Genomic DNA, 15,662 nt, shown 5'->3' with positions numbered 1-15,662 from the left:
TTGCACAGACTAACAACGTTAGATTGAGGGCGACATGCACAATAGCGATATCGAAGTCATCATCGTCGGAGCCGGCCCCGTCGGCCTGGCCCTGGCCTGCGAATTGCGCCTGGCCGGCATCCGCGTGGCCATCCTGGAACGGCGGCCGCAGCGCAGCGCGCATTCGCGTGCGCTGACCATCCATGGCCGCACCCTGGAAATGCTGGGCTTGCGGGGCCTGGATCAGCGCTTTGTTGCGCTGGGCACCTCCTTGTCCAGCGGTCACTATGCGGGCCTCGATACCCGGCTCGACTTTTCCGGCTTCGACACGCCCCATCCCTACACCTTGTTCCTGCCGCAAAATACGACGGAACGCCTGCTGGAAGAGCAATTGCTGGGAGACGGCGTGGCAATTGTTCGCGGCGCGCTCGTGGAACAGACACAGCAGGATGACGATGGCGTCACGGTCGCCGGCACGCACGATGGCGCCCCATTCTGCCTGCGTGCCCGTTACCTGATCGGCACCGATGGCGCTCGCAGCCTCGTGCGCCAGCAGGCGGGCATCGCCTTCGACGGCGTGGCGGCCACGTGCAGTATGCTCATGGGAGATGTTCAGTTGCGCCATCCGCCCGCGTCACCCATGCTGTCCCTGACGAACGCAGCGGGTAGCCTGATGATCGTACCGCTGGGGCAAGGCCGCTACCGCGTCATCACCCTGAATGCGCGCCGCCCCCAGGTTGCGGCGGCGGAAGCGGCCACCCTGGAGGAGTTGTCGCAGGCCAGCACGGCCATCGCGGACTACGATTTCGGCCTGCATGACGCCAGCTGGCTGTCGCGCTTCAACGACGAAACACGGTTGGCCCGAGGCTATCGCCAAGGACGCGTCTTCCTGGCCGGCGATGCCGCCCACATCCACATGCCGGCAGGCGGCCAGGGCATGAACGTGGGGATGCAGGACGCGATGAACCTGGGCTGGAAGCTGGCCGGCGTGCTCAAGGGTTATGCACCGGACAGCCTGCTCGACAGCTACCATGCGGAGCGCCATCCCGTTGGCGTGTCGTTGCAGCACAATACCCTCGCGCAAACGGCCATGCTGACGCGTTTTGACGCGCGCACCCTGGCCCTGCGCGCCACCATCAGCGACATGCTGGCGCAACCGGACGTCAACCGCGCGCTGGCCAGCGAGTTGTCCGGCTTTGGCGTGCGCTATCCCATCTCGCTGGGCTCTGACGCGAGCACCGGCAGCGCAGACTGGATCGGCCGGCGCGTGCCCGACTGGCTGCTGCGCCTGGCCGACGGCACGGCCGTGGGCATCCATGAACTGCTGCACGCGGGAAAATGGCTGCAGTTGGTCGTTGGCAATGCCGCGCACGCAGCACAACCGTACCGTTTCGATGCGGCCTGGCTCACTTCGTTGACCATCAAACCCGGCTGCCAGCCACTGGCCGGCATCAAAAGCCTGCTGATCCGGCCCGACGGTTATGCGGATCACGCAGTCTGATTGACTTATCTCAAGACGAAAAAAAACGGCACCCGAAGGTGCCGTTCTTGTCAGCTAGCAGCGCAGATTACGCTTCGTCGCCGTGGTGTTGCTGGGTTTCGATGTCCTGCAGCGCTTCGGCAGCTTCGCCGGCCATCGAGGCTTTCTCGGCCAGCAGCAGTGCTTGACGCTCTTCCACTTCCCACGCTTCTTTCTCTTTGCGTGCGCGGTGGAAGGCCAGGCCCGTACCGCCAGGAATCAGACGGCCGACGATGACGTTCTCTTTCAGGCCGCGCAGACCATCGCGCTTGCCCATGATCGCCGCTTCGGTCAGCACGCGGGTGGTTTCCTGGAACGATGCGGCCGAGATGAACGAATCGGTCGACAGCGATGCCTTGGTAATACCCAACAAAACGTTTTCGTAGGTCGCTGGAATCTTGTTCTCAACGGCCATGCGATCGTTCTCGTCCAGCAGTTCCGAACGCTCTACCTGCTCGCCAACGATGTAGTTGGTGTCGCCGGCATTAACGATCTGAACTCGGCGCAGCATCTGACGCACGATCACTTCGATGTGCTTGTCATTGATCTTCACGCCTTGCAGACGGTACACGTCTTGCACTTCGTCAACGATGTAACGTGCCAGCGCTTCGATACCCAGCAGGCGCAGGATGTCTTGCGGATCGGCCGGGCCGTCCACGATCATCTCGCCCTTATTCACGACTTGGCCGTCATGCACCAGCACTTGTTTGTCCTTGGTGATCAAGAACTCATGCTTGTTGCCGTCCATGTCCGTGATTTCCAGACGCTGCTTGCCCTTGGTTTCTTTACCGAACGCAACCGTACCCGTGACTTCCGCCAGCATACCGGCATCTTTCGGCGAGCGCGCTTCGAACAGTTCCGCAACGCGTGGCAGACCACCGGTAATATCGCGCGTTTTTTGCGATTCGGTAGGAATACGTGCCAGCACTTCACCAACCGATACCTGTTGACCGTCCTTGACCATGATCAGCGCGCCGACCTGGAAGCCGATCGCCACCGAGTGTTCGGTGCCGGCGATCTTGACTTCTTCGTTCGCGTCGTTGATCAGCTTGACTTGCGGACGCAGCGTTTTCGTCAGCGAACCACGACGTTTCGCATCGATCGCCACCAGGGTGGACAGACCGGTCACTTCGTCGACCTGACGGGCTACGGTGACGCCTTCTTCGACGTTCTCGAAACGCACTTGACCGGCGTATTCGGTAATGATCGGACGGGTCAGCGGATCCCACGTTGCCAGGGCCGTACCGGCCTTGATGACCATGCCGTCCTTGACGATCAGGGTCGCACCGTACGGTACTTTATGACGCTCACGCTCACGGCCATGGTCGTCGGTGATCAGCACTTCGCCGGAACGGGAAATGACGATTTGCGCGCCCTTGCCGTTCGTCACGTAACGCATGGTTGCCGTGAAGCGGATGGTACCGTTCGACTTGGCTTCCACCGACGATGCCACTGCTGCACGCGATGCCGCACCACCAATGTGGAACGTACGCATGGTCAGCTGGGTACCAGGCTCACCAATCGACTGCGCTGCCACCACACCGACGGCTTCGCCGGCGTTGACCAGCATGCCGCGGCCCAGGTCGCGGCCATAGCACTTGGCGCACAGGCCGAAGCGCGTGTCGCAAGTCAGTGGCGTGCGAACCTTGACTTCATCGATGGACAGACGCTCGATCTCTTCGACCATGTCTTCGTCCATCAAGGTGCCGGCTTCGTACAGCGTTTCCTGGGTTTCAGGATTGACGACGTCATGCACCACCACGCGGCCGAGGATACGGTCACGCAACGGTTCGATGACTTCACCACCTTCGACCAGTGCCTTCATGACGGCGCCGTTCATGGTGCCGCAATCGTCCTCGATCACCACCAAGTCTTGCGTCACGTCAACCAGACGACGCGTCAGGTAACCGGAGTTAGCCGTTTTCAGCGCCGTATCGGCCAGACCTTTACGCGCACCGTGGGTCGAAATGAAGTACTGCAAAACGTTCAGACCTTCGCGGAAGTTCGCGGTAATCGGCGTTTCGATAATCGAGCCATCCGGTTTGGCCATCAGACCACGCATACCGGCCAACTGACGAATCTGGGCTGCGGAACCGCGCGCGCCGGAGTCGGCCATCATGTAAATGGCGTTGAACGATTCTTGCGTCGACTTGGTGCCGTCGCGGCGGATCACGTCTTCGACTTTGAGCTGGTCCATCATGGCCTTGCCGACTTCATCCGAGGTCTTGCCCCAGATATCGACTACCTTGTTGTAACGCTCGCCGGCGGTCACGAGACCCGAGGCGTATTGCTGTTCGATCTGCTTGACTTCCGACTCGGCCGTCGCGATCAGCGTGACTTTTTGAGGCGGTACCAGCATGTCGTCGACGCAGATCGAGATACCGGCGCGTGTCGCCAGGCGGAAACCCGATTGCATCAGTTTGTCTGCGAACACCACGGTGGCGCGCAGGCCGCACTTGCGGAACGACGTGTTGATCAGCTTGGAAATTTCTTTCTTTTTCAGCGCGCGGTTCAGGACGGAGAACGGCAGGCCTTTAGGCAGAATTTCCGACAGGATCGCACGGCCGATCGTCGTTTCGTAGCGGGTAACCGTTTTCTCGAATTCGCCCGTTTCGGCGTTTTTCGGGTATTCGGTAATACGCACGGTAACGCGGGTCGTCAGTTCGACTTCCTTGTTGTCGTAGGCGCGGATCACTTCCGATACGTCAGGGAACATCATCCCTTCGTTCTTCGCATTGATCGCTTCGCGGGTCGCGTAGTACAGACCCAACACGATATCCTGGGAAGGAACGATCGATGGTTCGCCGTTCGATGGGAACAGGATGTTGTTCGATGCCAGCATCAAAGTGCGTGCTTCCATCTGCGCTTCGATCGACAGAGGAACGTGGACCGCCATTTGGTCACCGTCAAAGTCGGCGTTGAATGCGGCGCAGACGAGCGGGTGCAGCTGGATGGCCTTGCCTTCAATCAGGACTGGCTCGAACGCCTGGATGCCCAGACGGTGCAAGGTTGGTGCACGGTTCAACATGATCGGATGTTCACGGATCACGTCTTCCAGGATGTCCCACACGACCGGCTCTTGAATCTCGACCAGCTTTTTCGCTGCCTTGATCGTGGTAGCCAGACCCATCAGTTCCAGTTTATTGAAAATGAATGGTTTGAACAGTTCCAGCGCCATCAGTTTCGGCAAGCCGCACTGATGCAGTTTCAATTGCGGGCCCACGACGATGACCGAACGACCGGAGTAATCGACGCGTTTGCCCAGCAAGTTTTGACGGAAACGGCCGCCCTTGCCCTTGATCATCTCTGCCAGCGATTTCAGCGGACGCTTGTTGGCGCCGGTCATCGCTTTGCCGCGACGGCCGTTGTCCAGCAGCGAATCGACCGCTTCTTGCAGCATGCGCTTTTCGTTGCGCGTGATGATCTCTGGAGCACGCAGCTCCATCAGGCGTTTCAGACGGTTGTTACGGTTGATGACGCGGCGATACAGATCGTTCAGATCCGAGGTCGCGAAACGGCCGCCATCCAGCGGTACCAGCGGACGCAGTTCCGGCGGCAGCACTGGCAGCACTTCCATGATCATCCAGTCAGGCTTGATGCCCGAACGTTGGAACGCTTCCAGCACTTTCAGGCGCTTCGCGTATTTCTTGATCTTGGCTTCGGATTTCGATTCCTTCAGTTCCACGCGCAGGGTTTCGGCATCGCGGTGGATGTCGATCGAGCGCAGCAGTTCACGGATACCTTCGGCGCCCATGAAGGCGGTGAAGTCGTCGCCGTACTCTTCGTACTTGGCGGCGTAGTCGTCTTCCGACATGATCTGGCACTTCTTCAGCGGGGTCATGCCTGGATCGGTCACGACGTATGCTTCAAAGTACAGCACGCGTTCGATGTCCCGCAGGGTCATGTCCAGGACCATGCCCAGACGCGACGGCAGCGACTTCAGGAACCAGATGTGCGCGGTAGGCGAAGCCAGCTCGATGTGGCCCATGCGCTCGCGGCGCACTTTGGCCAGGGTGACTTCGACGCCGCACTTTTCGCAGATCACGCCACGGTGTTTCAGGCGCTTGTACTTGCCGCACAGGCATTCGTAATCCTTGATCGGGCCAAAGATCTTGGCGCAGAACAGGCCGTCGCGCTCAGGCTTGAAGGTACGGTAGTTGATGGTTTCCGGCTTCTTGACTTCGCCGTAGGACCACGAACGGATTTTCTCAGGCGAAGCGAGACCGATCTTGATTGCATCGAAGGTCTCGTTGGTCTGTACTTGCTTGAATAGATCGAGCAGTGCTTTCATGTATCACTCCAGAGGTGATTAAATTTCTATATTCCTGAGACTACATTGCCCGGCGTGGTTTCCCAGCCGGGCTTTGTGTTTCCCAAACCAAATGACAGGTGGCTGTCTTTTAGTTGCGTTCGAGGTCGATATCGATACCCAGCGAACGGATTTCCTTGACCAGCACGTTGAACGATTCCGGCATGCCGGCGTCGATCACGTGGTCGCCCTTGACGAGGTTCTCGTACACTTTGGTACGTCCATTCACGTCATCGGACTTGACGGTCAACATCTCTTGCAAGACATACGACGCGCCATACGCTTCCAGTGCCCAGACTTCCATCTCACCGAAACGCTGACCACCGAACTGGGCTTTACCGCCCAGTGGCTGTTGCGTCACCAGCGAGTAAGGACCGGTCGAACGCGCATGCATCTTGTCATCAACCAAGTGATGCAGTTTCAGCATGTGCATGACGCCGACAGTAACCTTGCGCTCGAACGCTTCACCGGTGCGACCGTCATACATGGTCACCTGGTTTTTCGAAGCGGTCATGCCCAGGTTCTTGGCGATGTCGTCCGGATACGCCAGGTCCAGCATGCGGCGGATCTCTTCTTCATTGGCGCCGTCGAACACTGGCGTGGCGAATGGAACACCTTTTTTCAGGTTTTCCGCCAGCTTCATGATCTCTTCGTCGTCGAAGTCGTTCAACTCTTCGGCACGGCCGTTGTCGTTGTAGATCGTCGTCAGGTACTTGCGCACTTGCTCGACCTTGGTTTGCGCCTTCAGCATTTCGCCGATGCGGATACCCAGACCCTTGGCAGCCCAGCCCAAGTGAGTCTCGAGAATCTGACCAACGTTCATCCGCGAAGGAACGCCCAGCGGGTTCAGCACAACGTCGGCTGGCGTGCCGTCGGCCATGTATGGCATATCTTCCACAGGAACAATACGGGAAACCACACCCTTGTTACCGTGGCGACCTGCCATCTTGTCGCCCGACTGCAGGCGGCGTTTCACGGCCAGGTACACCTTGACCATTTTTTGCACGCCTGGTTGCAGCTCATCGCCTTGCGTCAGTTTCTTGCGCTTCTCTTCGAAGGCCAGATCGAACTGGTGACGCTTCTCGTTGATCGATTCCTTGATCGCTTCCAGCGCTACTGCTGCATCGTCGTCCGCAGGGCGGATGTCGAACCAGTGGTATTTGTCCAGATCGGCCAGGTATTCCTTGGTGATCTTGGCGCCTTTGGCCAGCTTTTTCGGGCCGCCGTTGACAACTTTGCCGATCAGCATTTTTTCCAGACGCTGGAAGGCATCGCCTTCAACGATACGCATCTGGTCGTTCAAGTCCAGACGGAAACGTTTCAGTTCGTCATCGATAATTTGCTGAGCACGCTTGTCGCGCACGATGCCTTCACGGGTGAAGACTTGCACGTCGATCACGGTACCGATCATGCCCGAAGGCACGCGTAGCGAGGTATCTTTCACGTCCGACGCTTTTTCGCCGAAGATCGCGCGCAGCAGCTTCTCTTCCGGGGTCAGCTGAGTTTCGCCTTTAGGCGTTACCTTACCGACCAGGGTGTCGCCGGCTTGTACTTCCGCGCCGATGTAGACGATACCGGACTCATCCAGACGAGCCAGCTGGTTTTCAGCCAGGTTCGAGATGTCGCGCGTAATTTCTTCCGCGCCCAGTTTCGTGTCACGGGCTACTACCGACAACTCTTCGATGTGAATCGAGGTGTAGCGGTCGTCCTTGACGACGTTTTCCGAGATCAGGATCGAATCTTCGAAGTTCAGACCATTCCATGGCATGAAAGCCACGGTCATGTTCTGGCCCAGCGCCAATTCACCCAGGTCGGTCGATGCGCCGTCGGCGATCACGTCGCGCTTGGCAACACGGTCGCCCACCTGCACGATAGGACGCTGGTTGATGTTGGTGTTCTGGTTCGAACGGGTGTACTTGATCAGGTTGTAGATGTCTACGCCCACTTCACCAGCGGTTGCTTCGTCATCGTTGACGCGAATCACGACACGGCCCGCATCGATGTAATCGACGATACCGCCACGCAGCGCTTGCACGGTGGTGCCCGAGTCGACCGCAACGGTGCGCTCGATACCGGTACCGACCAGCGCTTTTTCCGGACGCAAGCAAGGCACAGCCTGGCGTTGCATGTTGGCGCCCATCAATGCACGGTTCGCATCATCGTGTTCGAGGAACGGGATCAGCGAGGCAGCGACGGAAACGATCTGGCCTGGCGCCACGTCCATGTACTGGATGCGCTCTGGAGAGACCAGAATGGTTTCGCCGGCTTCACGGGCCGAGACCAGTTCATCGGACAGCATGCCTTCGTCGTTGATGGTCGCATTCGCCTGAGCGATGATGTAGCGGCCTTCTTCGATGGCGGACAGGTAGTCGATCTGATCGGTAATCTTGGAACCTTCGACCTTGCGGTACGGGGTTTCCAGGAAGCCGTATTCATTCAGGCGGGCATACAGAGCCAGCGAGTTGATCAGACCAATGTTCGGACCTTCCGGTGTCTCGATCGGGCAGACGCGGCCGTAGTGGGTCGGATGCACGTCGCGCACTTCAAAGCCGGCGCGTTCGCGTGTCAGACCGCCGGGTCCCAGAGCCGATACGCGGCGCTTGTGGGTAATTTCCGACAGAGGATTGGTTTGGTCCATGAACTGCGACAGCTGGGACGAACCGAAGAACTCGCGAATCGCGGCCGAAATCGGCTTCGAGTTGATCAGGTCGTGCGGCATCAGGTTGTCCGCTTCGGCTTGGCCGAGGCGTTCCTTGACCGCGCGTTCAACACGCACCAGGCCGGCGCGGAATTGATTCTCGGCCAGTTCGCCCACGCAACGTACGCGACGGTTACCCAGGTGATCGATATCGTCGACTTCGCCGCGGCCATTGCGCAGTTCCACCAGGATCTTGATCACGGCCAGCACGTCTTCGTTCGACAGGGTCATGGCGCCCGTCAGTTCATCGCGGCCAATGCGGCGGTTGAACTTCATGCGGCCCACGGCCGACAGGTCGTAACGGTCCGAGTTGTAGAACAGGCCGTTGAACAGCGCTTCAACGGAATCTTCCGTTGGCGGTTCGCCTGGACGCATCATGCGGTAGATCGCCACTTTCGCAGCCATCTGGTCGGCGGTGTCGTCGATACGCAGGGTTTGCGAGATGTAGGCGCCCTGATCCAGGTCGTTGGTGTACAAGGTCTGGATTTCGGAAATATTGGCATCGCGCAAGCGGCCCAGCAAGTCTTCCGTCAGCTCATCGTTCGCGGACGCGACGACTTCGCCGGTGTCGCCATCGACGATATTCTTCGCCAATACGCGGCCCAGCAGGTAGTCTTCCGGTACGGAAATGTGCTTGATGCCGGCAGCTTCGATATCACGCACGTGTTTCGCGTTGATACGCTTGTCTTTCAGCACCAGGGTCTTGCCCGACTTGTCGACGATGTCAAAGCGCGCCACTTCGCCGCGCAGACGTTCGGAGACGAATTCCATTTCCGCGCCTTCGGAGCGCAGGTTGAAATTGTCGAAGACGAAGAAGTTCGCCAGGATTTGCTCATGCGACATGCCGATGGCTTTGAGCAGGATCGTCACTGGCATCTTGCGGCGGCGGTCGACGCGGAAGAACAGGATGTCTTTCGGGTCGAACTCGAAGTCCAGCCACGAACCGCGGTAAGGAATGATACGCGCGGAGAACAGCAGTTTACCGGACGAGTGGGTCTTGCCGCGGTCGTGCTCGAAGAACACGCCAGGCGAACGGTGCAGCTGGGAAACGATAACCCGCTCCGTGCCGTTGATGACGAACGAACCGGTAGTCGTCATGAGCGGCAATTCGCCCATGTAGACTTCCTGTTCTTTCATTTCCTTGACGACAGGCTTGGTTGGCGATTCCTTGTCCAGGATCACCAGGCGCACTTTCGCGCGCAGCGGCGACGCGAACGTCAGGCCACGTTGTTGACATTCTTTGACGTCAAAGGCAGGATCGCCCAGAACGTACGACAAGAATTCGAGACGCGCAAAACCATTGTGCGAAACGATAGGGAAAATCGAAGTGAAAGCCGACTGCAGGCCATCATTCTTGCGGCCGGACGGTGCTATGTCCTCTTGCAAGAAACTATGATAAGACTCGAGCTGGGTCGCCAGCAGGAACGGAACGTGGTGAACGTTGGCGCGCTTCGCGAATGATTTGCGAATGCGTTTCTTCTCAGTAAATGAGTAGTGCATGGACACTCCGTGAGTGACAGAAAGGATAGAAAATTCAGGTTTTGCAAGTGTTCGTTTGCACCGCTGCGTGTGACACAGACGAAACCTCAAGGCTCTGCTTTCCGGCTTGAATCGAACAAAACTGCTGCTACAAATACGATACAGACGACAAAGGAGCCAAAGTCGGATTTCCCCCCTTGCGAGGGGAAACCTCAGACTTTGACTCGGGCGCTAACTGACGCCGGTACAGATATTACTTCATCGAAGCGGTTGCGCCGGCTTCTACCAGTTTCTTAACTGCTGCTTCAGCATCAGCTTTCGACACTGCTTCTTTCACAGTTTTTGGTGCGCCATCGACCAGGTCTTTAGCTTCTTTCAAGCCCAGGCCGGTGATTTCGCGAACTGCTTTAATGACGCCAACTTTGTTTGCGCCGAAGGTGTCCAGAACAACGTTGAACTCGGTTTGCTCTTCAGCAGCAGCTGCTGGGCCTGCTGCAGGACCGGCCGAAGCCATCGCTGCTGCGGACACGCCGAATTTTTCTTCGAATGCTTTAACCAGGTCGTTCAGGTCCATTACGGACATGGCGCTAACTGCTTCCAGGATATCGTCTTTGCTAATTGCCATTTTGAAACTCCTAAATTTATTACGTTAGTTACATCAGATTGGTACTGAGAGAAAAAAGCGCGCGCAATTAAGCGGCTGCTGGGGCTTCTTCTGCTGCTGCTTCTGCAGGAGCTTCGGCGCCTTCGCCTTTTTTCGCTGCCAGGGCAGCCAGACCACGTGCAAAGCCCGAAACCGGAGCCAGCATAACGCCCAACAACTGCGAAATGAGGACTTCACGGCTAGGAATGCTCGCCAACGCGGTGACAGCAGCTGTATCCAGCGGCTTGCCTGCGTAGTTACCTGCTTTGATGACCAGTTTGTCGTTGGTTTTAGCGAAGTCAGCGATGACTTTAGCTGCTGCAACGGCATCGGCCGAGATCGAGTAGATCAACGGGCCGGTCATGGCATCTGCCAGGCTGGCGAATGCGGTACCTTCAACGGAGCGACGAGCCAGAGTGTTTTTCAACACACGCAGGTACACGCCTTGGGCACGCGCTTTAGCACGCAGTTGCGTCAAGTGACCAACCTGGATGCCACGATATTCGGCCACGACGATCGTTTGCGCATTTGCTACTTGTGCGGAAACTTCGGCGACGACGGCCTTTTTGTCATTCAGATTGAGACTCACGGTCAACCTCCTTAAATGATGTTCGGCAATCACAACCGAGTGGTTGAGCGCCTTGCATCGGTTCGAACACGGCGTCCGAAGTCAAGAAGTACTAAACTGAGCGGATGGATTCACGCAGCATGAGGACTACAAAACTTGTTCGGGTACACCATCTGCGTTGGGCACTTGCCGTTGCCGGCAAGCCTATTAACCTTCTGCATGTGCGATCGCAGTCGGCCCAACGGTCTTTGATTGTCTGTCTGCCCGGTGCGAACACCGGGCAGACAGCCCAAAGATGCGCCCGCAGCGCCCGAAGGCGCTACAGGACTTGATTCTGTTACTTAAGCTGCCAGGCTAGCCTGGTCAACACGGACGCCAGCGCCCATGGTCGACGACAGCGAAACTTTGCGCAGGTACACGCCTTTGCTCGATGCTGGCTTGGCTTTGTTCAGTGCGTCGATCAGTGCGACCAGATTCGACTTCAGATCTGCGTCAGCGAACGATTTACGGCCGATGGTAGCGTGGATGATACCGGATTTGTCGGTACGGTACTGAACTTGACCGGCTTTCGCGTTTTTCACGGCGGTAGCGACGTCAGGAGTAACAGTGCCAACTTTCGGGTTAGGCATCATGCCGCGTGGGCCCAGGATCTGACCCAGGGTACCAACGATACGCATGGTATCTGGCGAAGCGATAACGATATCGAAAGGCATGTCGCCGGCTTTGATCTGCTCAGCCAGGTCTTCCATACCAACGATGTCGGCGCCAGCTGCTTTAGCAGCTTCAGCTTTTTCGCCCGACGCGAATACTGCCACGCGTACGGTTTTGCCGGTACCAGCTGGCAGCACGACGGAGCCGCGCACCACTTGGTCGGATTTCTTAGGATCAACACCCAGTTGTACCGATACGTCGATCGATTCATTGAACTTGGCCGTTGCGCACTCTTTGATCAGAGCGACAGCGTTGTCGAAAGCGTACACTTTGGTACGGTCGACTTTGGCTTTCAAAGCCTTGATACGTTTGGATAACTTAGCCATTATACAACACCTTCCACCGTGATACCAATCGAACGAGCGGAACCAGCGATGGTGCGTACAGCAGCATCCATGTCGGCAGCGGTCAGATCAGGGGTTTTCAATTTAGCGATTTCTTCAGCTTGTGCGCGGGTCAGCGTACCGACTTTGTCGGTATGTGGCTTCGGCGAACCTTTGGTGATCGCAGCAGCTTTTTTGATCAGGTAGGTTGCTGGAGGCGTCTTCATCACGAACGTGAAGGACTTGTCCGCAAATGCGGTGATCACGACTGGAATCGGCATGCCTGGCTCCAGACCTTGGGTCTGTGCATTGAAGGCCTTGCAGAATTCCATGATGTTCAGACCACGTTGACCCAGAGCTGGACCGATTGGTGGGGATGGGTTTGCTTTACCAGCTGGCACTTGCAGCTTGATAAAACCAATGATTTTCTTTGCCATGATGGCTCCTATCTTGGATTGAGTAGTAGCGCCCCGCCGATCCTACCCTGGCGGGGCTCCTCTGACCGGATTTCGCTGAGACTGCCGCGACGCTCCTGGTGGCGCTTGATAATACTTAGACTTTTTCGACCTGGCCGAATTCGAGCTCTACCGGAGTAGCGCGACCGAAAATGGTGACCGAGACGCGCACTTTGGATTTCTCGTAGTTGACTTCTTCGACATTGCCGTTGAAGTCGGTAAACGGACCATCCTTGATGCGCACTTGCTCGCCCACTTCGTACAAGGTTTTCGGACGGGGCTTTTCAACACCCTCTTGCATCTGCTTCATGATGCCGTCGATTTCGCGCGCGGAGATCGGCGTCGGCTTGTTCGACTTGCCACCAATGAAACCGGTAACCTTGCTGGTGTTCTTGACCAAGTGCCAGCTTTCGTCCGTCATTTCCATTTCAACCAGCACATAGCCAGGATAGAAACGACGTTCGGTGACGGACTTGACACCATTCTTGACTTCGACAACTTCTTCGATCGGCACCAGGATCTGGCCGAACTGGTCTTGCATGCCCGCGCGCTCGATGCGCTCGGTCAGTGCGCGCATGACGCTTTTTTCCATGCCGGAATAAGCATGCACGACATACCAGCGCTTGCTGCTCACTGGCACGCTCAGCGCTGCACCAGTGTCCGCTACCGGAGCGTCGCCCGGAACGGACTCGTTCGCCGCTTCATCATGCACATTTTCGCTCATTATTTTTTCCAACCCAGAATTACGTCATACAACAAAAACTCGAGCAATTTATCCGTGCCCCACAGGAAAATCGCCATGACCAGCACAAAGGCAAACACGATCGCAGTAATCTGCGTGGCTTCTTTGCGGGTAGGCCAAACGACTTTCTTGGTTTCGCGCACAGCTTCTTTGGCGAAATTGAGAAATTCACGGCCGGTCGTCGAGACATACAAGAGCGCAACAGCAATAACCAAACCAGCCACAAGCGCGCTTGCACGCACCAGAGCTGGTTGGCCTGCCAGGTAATAAAACCCGACTACTCCTGCAATCGCAGCCACTATTGCCAGCGCGACTTTTATCTTGTCACTCGACGTGCTAACGGTTTGCACGGATTGATTTGACATTTTTCTACTTTCGGTGCCCTGCACCTTGACGGTGGCAGGGACGGAGGGCATCGAACCCCCAACCTTCGGTTTTGGAGACCGACGCTCTGCCAATTGAGCTACGTCCCTACGTAAAACTTTCGAGGAGTGCTATTCTACCACCCAGGACGCCCCAGGTGGAAGCATAACATTTCCTTATGCGATGATTTTTGCAACCACGCCGGCGCCAACGGTACGGCCGCCTTCACGGATAGCGAAGCGCAGACCTTCTTCCATCGCGATCGGGTTGATCAGCTTGACGGTGATCGACACGTTATCGCCTGGCATGACCATTTCTTTGTCTGCTGGCAACTCGATCGAACCGGTTACGTCCGTCGTACGGAAGTAGAACTGTGGACGATAGTTGTTGAAGAATGGCGTATGACGGCCGCCTTCGTCTTTCGACAGAACATAGATCTCGCCGGTGAAGTGAGCATGCGGTTTGATCGAGCCTGGTTTTGCCAGAACTTGACCACGTTGCACGTCTTCACGCTTGGTGCCGCGCAGCAGCAGACCAACGTTGTCGCCTGCTTGACCTTGGTCCAGCAGCTTGCGGAACATTTCCACGCCGGTGCAAGTCGTTTTGACGGTATCGGTGATACCAACGATTTCGATCTCTTCGCCGACTTTAACGATGCCGCGCTCGATACGACCGGTCACAACGGTACCGCGACCCGAGATCGAGAACACGTCTTCTACTGGCATCAGGAAAGCACCATCAACAGCGCGCTCTGGCGTTGGGATGTAAGCATCCAGCGCATCGGCCAGACGCAGCACTGCGTCAACGCCCATTTCGCCTTCTTTGCCTTCCAGCGCCATACGTGCCGAACCTTTGATGATTGGCAGGTCGTCGCCTGGGAATTCGTACTTCGACAACAGCTCGCGCACTTCCATTTCAACCAGTTCCAGCAGCTCTGCGTCGTCGACCAGGTCGCACTTATTCAGGAACACGATGATGTATGGAACGCCAACTTGGCGGGCCAGCAGGATGTGTTCGCGGGTCTGTGGCATTGGGCCGTCAGCTGCGGAGCACACCAGGATCGCGCCGTCCATCTGGGCAGCACCGGTAATCATGTTTTTGATGTAATCGGCGTGGCCTGGGCAGTCAACGTGCGCGTAGTGACGCGTTTCCGTTTCGTACTCGACGTGGGCGGTGTTAATCGTGATACCGCGCGCTTTTTCTTCTGGAGCTGCATCGATCTGGTCGTATGCTTTAGCTTCGCCGCCGAATTTCTTCGACAGAACCGTTGCGATTGCAGCGGTCAGCGTGGTTTTACCGTGGTCGACGTGGCCGATGGTGCCGACGTTGACGTGCGGCTTGGTCCGTTCGAATTTACCTTTTGCCATTTTGAACTCCTAATGATTTGATTAGATTGCTCAGGCACACGCCCGACGGTCTGGTTTGAATTGCTTCTGTGCTGCCTGCTGCGAATTCTGGTGCCCTTGACGTGGATCGAACACGTGGCCTCTCCCTTACCAAGGGAGTGCTCTACCACTGAGCTACAAGGGCTGTAATTTGTTGCATGCGATGCATCAAGCATCTGAACGGAAACTGGAGCGGGTGAAGGGAATCGAACCCTCGTCGTAAGCTTGGAAGGCTTCTGCTCTACCATTGAGCTACACCCGCGAGGTATCGTTCACTTTATCTTCACTTACTTTTGCTACTACCCAGTTTTCCTTGCAAAAACTTGGTGGAGGGGGCTGGATTCGAACCAGCGTACTCATAGAGAACAGATTTACAGTCTGTCGCCTTTAACCACTCGGCCACCCCTCCGCGGGAACCGCAGAGTATGAAGCATCTACTCACAACTGTCAACCTTATTTGCTGATGCCTGACTGCTGCATTTGCTTAT

10 protein-coding genes and 4 tRNA genes are annotated in these 15,662 nt (G+C 57.0%); 1 reads left to right on the top strand and 13 read right to left on the bottom strand.

Annotated elements, in window-relative coordinates:
• Window positions 1-34 precede the first annotated feature (34 nt).
• On the top strand, window positions 35-1,480 hold the full coding sequence (locus O3301_RS13260) for an FAD-dependent monooxygenase (RefSeq protein ID WP_305056585.1): 1,446 nt from the start codon (window positions 35-37) through the stop codon (window positions 1,478-1,480).
• 67 nt (window positions 1,481-1,547) lie between these two features.
• Here O3301_RS13260 and rpoC read toward each other — a convergent pair whose 3' ends face one another.
• The 13 genes from rpoC to O3301_RS13195 form a co-directional block, all read right to left on the bottom strand.
• Complete coding sequence (gene rpoC / locus O3301_RS13255) at window positions 1,548-5,789, bottom strand: DNA-directed RNA polymerase subunit beta' (RefSeq protein ID WP_034753138.1); 4,242 nt, start codon at window positions 5,787-5,789, stop codon at window positions 1,548-1,550.
• Window positions 5,790-5,898: 109 nt separating this feature from the next.
• Complete coding sequence (gene rpoB, locus O3301_RS13250) at window positions 5,899-10,005, bottom strand: DNA-directed RNA polymerase subunit beta (protein WP_077398780.1); 4,107 nt, start codon at window positions 10,003-10,005, stop codon at window positions 5,899-5,901.
• A 232-nt stretch (window positions 10,006-10,237) separates the two neighbouring features.
• A complete protein-coding gene (gene rplL / locus O3301_RS13245) occupies window positions 10,238-10,609 on the bottom strand; it encodes a 50S ribosomal protein L7/L12 (protein WP_070223390.1) in 372 nt (123 codons plus the stop codon).
• A 67-nt stretch (window positions 10,610-10,676) separates the two neighbouring features.
• Window positions 10,677-11,216 (bottom strand): 50S ribosomal protein L10, encoded by a 540-nt coding sequence (gene rplJ / locus O3301_RS13240; protein WP_034753621.1) that lies wholly within the window; start codon window positions 11,214-11,216, stop codon window positions 10,677-10,679.
• 320 nt (window positions 11,217-11,536) lie between these two features.
• Window positions 11,537-12,232 (bottom strand): 50S ribosomal protein L1, encoded by a 696-nt coding sequence (rplA, locus tag O3301_RS13235; protein ID WP_034753134.1) that lies wholly within the window; start codon window positions 12,230-12,232, stop codon window positions 11,537-11,539.
• Window positions 12,232-12,666: a 50S ribosomal protein L11 gene (gene rplK / locus O3301_RS13230; protein WP_034753131.1), complete on the bottom strand. Its 435-nt coding sequence runs from the start codon at window positions 12,664-12,666 to the stop codon at window positions 12,232-12,234. Before rplK ends, rplA begins: the two co-directional genes overlap by 1 nt.
• 115 nt (window positions 12,667-12,781) lie before the next feature.
• Window positions 12,782-13,408, bottom strand: a complete 627-nt coding sequence (nusG, locus tag O3301_RS13225; RefSeq protein ID WP_077398778.1) for a transcription termination/antitermination protein NusG — start codon at window positions 13,406-13,408, stop codon at window positions 12,782-12,784.
• Window positions 13,408-13,791, bottom strand: a complete 384-nt coding sequence (gene secE, locus O3301_RS13220) for a preprotein translocase subunit SecE (protein WP_010394308.1) — start codon at window positions 13,789-13,791, stop codon at window positions 13,408-13,410. The genes nusG and secE overlap by 1 nt, the downstream gene beginning before the upstream one ends.
• Before the next feature lie 32 nt (window positions 13,792-13,823).
• Window positions 13,824-13,899: transfer RNA gene (locus O3301_RS13215), tRNA-Trp, on the bottom strand.
• A gap of 66 nt (window positions 13,900-13,965) precedes the next feature.
• The gene (gene tuf / locus O3301_RS13210; RefSeq protein WP_077398776.1) at window positions 13,966-15,156 is read right to left on the bottom strand and encodes an elongation factor Tu; all 1,191 of its coding nucleotides are present in this window, start codon (window positions 15,154-15,156) and stop codon (window positions 13,966-13,968) included.
• Window positions 15,157-15,244: 88 nt separating this feature from the next.
• Window positions 15,245-15,319, bottom strand: a tRNA-Thr gene (locus tag O3301_RS13205).
• 43 nt (window positions 15,320-15,362) lie between these two features.
• Window positions 15,363-15,436: transfer RNA gene (locus O3301_RS13200), tRNA-Gly, on the bottom strand.
• 62 nt (window positions 15,437-15,498) lie between these two features.
• Window positions 15,499-15,583 (bottom strand) — tRNA-Tyr (locus O3301_RS13195).
• Window positions 15,584-15,662 lie beyond the last annotated feature (79 nt).

The organism is Janthinobacterium sp. SUN211 (assembly GCF_030587315.1).
Classification (GTDB): Bacteria; Pseudomonadota; Gammaproteobacteria; order Burkholderiales; family Burkholderiaceae_D; genus Janthinobacterium; species Janthinobacterium kumbetense.
The sequence above is the reverse complement of the archived record's forward strand: the minus strand, read 5'-3'. Positions and strand labels throughout refer to the sequence as shown.